The 2,818-nt window shown below is 40.5% G+C and carries 4 protein-coding genes; 1 reads left to right on the forward strand and 3 read right to left on the reverse strand.

What is annotated here, in order from left to right:
• From ACEW8O_RS26625 to ACEW8O_RS26635, 3 genes are all read right to left on the reverse strand, one after another.
• A partial coding sequence (locus ACEW8O_RS26625) for an ATP-binding cassette domain-containing protein (protein WP_373497669.1) occupies nucleotides 1-254 on the reverse strand: 254 nt, incomplete at its 3' end.
• A gap of 91 nt (nucleotides 255-345) precedes the next feature.
• The gene (recJ, locus tag ACEW8O_RS26630) at nucleotides 346-2,070 is read right to left on the reverse strand and encodes a single-stranded-DNA-specific exonuclease RecJ (RefSeq protein WP_373497670.1); all 1,725 of its coding nucleotides are present in this window, start codon (nucleotides 2,068-2,070) and stop codon (nucleotides 346-348) included.
• Between the two features lie 147 nt (nucleotides 2,071-2,217).
• The gene (locus tag ACEW8O_RS26635) at nucleotides 2,218-2,742 is read right to left on the reverse strand and encodes a YceI family protein (protein ID WP_373497671.1); all 525 of its coding nucleotides are present in this window, start codon (nucleotides 2,740-2,742) and stop codon (nucleotides 2,218-2,220) included.
• Between ACEW8O_RS26635 and ACEW8O_RS26640 the strand changes: the two genes are divergently transcribed.
• Nucleotides 2,671-2,818 (forward strand): macro domain-containing protein (locus tag ACEW8O_RS26640; RefSeq protein WP_373497672.1); only part of this gene is annotated, 148 nt, incomplete at its 3' end. The genes ACEW8O_RS26635 and ACEW8O_RS26640 overlap by 72 nt on opposite strands.

The following is a 2,818-nucleotide window of genomic DNA, read 5'->3' on the forward strand; positions in this document are numbered from 1 at the left end:
TCTTGGGCCAAATACCCAATTCCTAATTTTGCCCTTCTGTACATGGGAAGTTTGGTGATATTCCGGTCGTCCAAAAAAATCTGCCCTTCATTGGGTTTAATTAGCCCAACAATCATATAAAAAGACGTTGTTTTTCCCGCCCCATTAGGACCCAAAAGACCTACGATTTCTCCCTGCTCCACCTCAACAGATATATTATTGACAACCTTCTTGCCCTTGTAAATCTTGATAAGGTTATCTGCCCTTAATTTCATATGATTATAATTTGTTTTTCAATTGCCATATGGAATCTCGCAATGATAGTCGTTCTAATAAATGTCACTTGCATCTTGCTCGATTTCATATTCAATCAAATTTTATGTCTTTCACGTACAGTTGCAGACTGCTGTTGTTCCTAAAAGTATTCTCCCTGATCTCAAAAGCCAAATCAAATCGCATTTTTCGGTTGATCATCTTGTAAATAATTTCATCCGGATAGATGTTTTTGTCTGCCATTCCAAAAGCAATACAAACCGGTTTGGTCTCCTGACCGTCCTGCACTACATTGAATCTCAGATGTTTGTCCTTAAGTATCCTGACATTTTCTGCATATACCTGATTGACACAGAAAATAGGCTCAGGATTTCCCGGTCCAAAAGGTGCCATTTGTTTCAGGATATTGTAAACCTTGTAGTTGATCTGATCCAGTAATATTTCATCATCGATTTCCAAAACCGGCTTCATGTGGATATCTGTAATCCTCGAACTGACCACCTGTTCAAATCTGGATTGGAATGCCGGAACATTGGCAACAGACATGGTCAGGCCTGCAGCATACTTGTGCCCTCCAAACTGCTCCAACAGGTCACTGCATTCCGAAATTGCTTCATAAATATCAAAATCAAAAACTGACCTTGCACTTCCGGTTGCTTTGCTGTTGGATTCTGTGAGTATGATAGTAGGCCTATAATACTTTTCTATACACCTCGATGCAACAATTCCTATTACCCCTTTATGCCAGTCTTCTTTGAAGAGCACCGTCGTTTTCATTTGCCTGACTTCTTCCATACTTTGTATCATGGTCAAGGCTTCCTTGGTGATATTCTCATCAAAGTTTTTACGTGCTGCATTGACGGTATCGACAAGTTCTGCCCTTGCCAATGCATCCTCCAAGTCTTTGGAGATCAACAGTTCCACTGAAGCTTTGGCATGTTCCAATCTTCCGGAGGCATTGATTCTGGGACCGATTTTAAAAACAATATCTGAGATTTCAATCTCATTCTCGATTTTGCTTCTCAGGATCAAAGCCTTGATGCCCGGCCTGGGATTATTATTGATTCTTTCAAGTCCATAGAAAGTCAACACCCTGTTTTCCCCGGTAATCGGTACAATATCCGCAGCTATGCTGATGGCAAGCAAATCCAGGTAAACCATCACTTTCGCCGGATCTTTTCCCTGAAAAATAGAAAACGCCTGGATCAATTTGAAGCCAACCCCACAACCGCTCAATTCTTTGTAGGGATAAGGACAATCTTTTCTTTTTGGGTCCAGGATGGCAACTGCAGGAGGGAGGTTTTCCCCCGGTGTATGATGGTCACAGATAATAAAATCAACACCAAGTTCTTTGGCCAATGCCACTTTTTCCAAAGCCTTTATGCCACAATCCAAAGATATGATCAACTTGAAATTATTCTCGGCAGCATGCCTTACCCCTTTTTCGGAAATCCCATACCCCTCCTTATACCTGTCAGGAATATAAAAATAGACATGATGATAAAACTCTCTCAAATACCCAAAAACCAAAGCCACAGATGTGGTGCCATCAACATCATAGTCACCGTAAACCATGATTTTTTCTTCGTTTTCAATGGCGGACTGCAATCTTTCGACAGCCTTGTCCATATCCTTCATCAAAAAAGGGTCATGAAGTTTGTCCAGGTCAGGTCTAAAATAATCTTTGGCTTTTTGAAAAGAATCTATCTTTCTGTTGACCAGCATATTGGCCAAAGTCAGGTTTACGTTGATTTCTTTTCCCAAGGATTCTACAGTTTCTAAATCAGCCTTGTCTCTGATCATCCATTTGTACTCCATTGGGCTAAATTACTAAAGTAAGGCACCAATAGTAACAAACGCATCCCAATTATTTTGATTTGAGATTTTCATTAGACTTAAAAACAAAAAAGACTGCCCTTTAAATAGGACAGCCTAAAATAACCTGTAATTATTTACTTTTTATAATTATTGATTCAATGCCACCAATTTCACATCCAAACTTACTTCATCATAGATCAACTTGTCTGCAAGATTTTCAAAATAATTGCCTGAACGGTATTTGATGTCAAATTTGGTACGGTCAAAAACTATGCTTGCAGTGGCGATGATTTTTTCTCCCTGCACATCTACTTTTGCGGGAAAAGTAACCGGGTTGCTGATTCCTTTGATGATCAGATTTCCTGTGATCTGATAATCCTTTCCATTGGATGTTTTGGCTTCGGTGATTTTGAAAGATGATTTGTTGAATTTTTCAACAGAAAAAAAATCATCGGATTTCAAATGGTTGGTCAATCTTGCATTTGAATTGGCATCTGTAATGTCCTCTACGGTGATAGTGGTCATATCCATTTCGAATGAGCCTCCTCGGATTTTTCCGTTTAGATAATCCAATTGGGCATTAGAAATCTGGCCGGACAGTTGGCACCTATCAGGCCGGGGGAGGCCATCATTACCGGTGCCCATCATCTTCCCAACCAATACATCATCCATTGCCTGGGGCCTGTCTATGGCGTGGACCGGCCATCCGACCTGTTGCTTGGGGATTGTTACCGGAATGCCATCAGAC

The organism is Aquiflexum sp. (assembly GCF_041749095.1).
GTDB lineage: Bacteria > Bacteroidota > Bacteroidia > Cytophagales > Cyclobacteriaceae > Aquiflexum.

Excerpts from the sequence above, each read along its gene's own strand:
- recJ (WP_373497670.1), bottom strand. The coding sequence starts at position 2,070 with ATGGAGTACAAATGGATGATCAGAGACAAGGCTGATTTAGAAACTGTA.
- ACEW8O_RS26635 (WP_373497671.1), bottom strand. The coding sequence starts at position 2,742 with ATGGATGATGTATTGGTTGGGAAGATGATGGGCACCGGTAATGATGGC.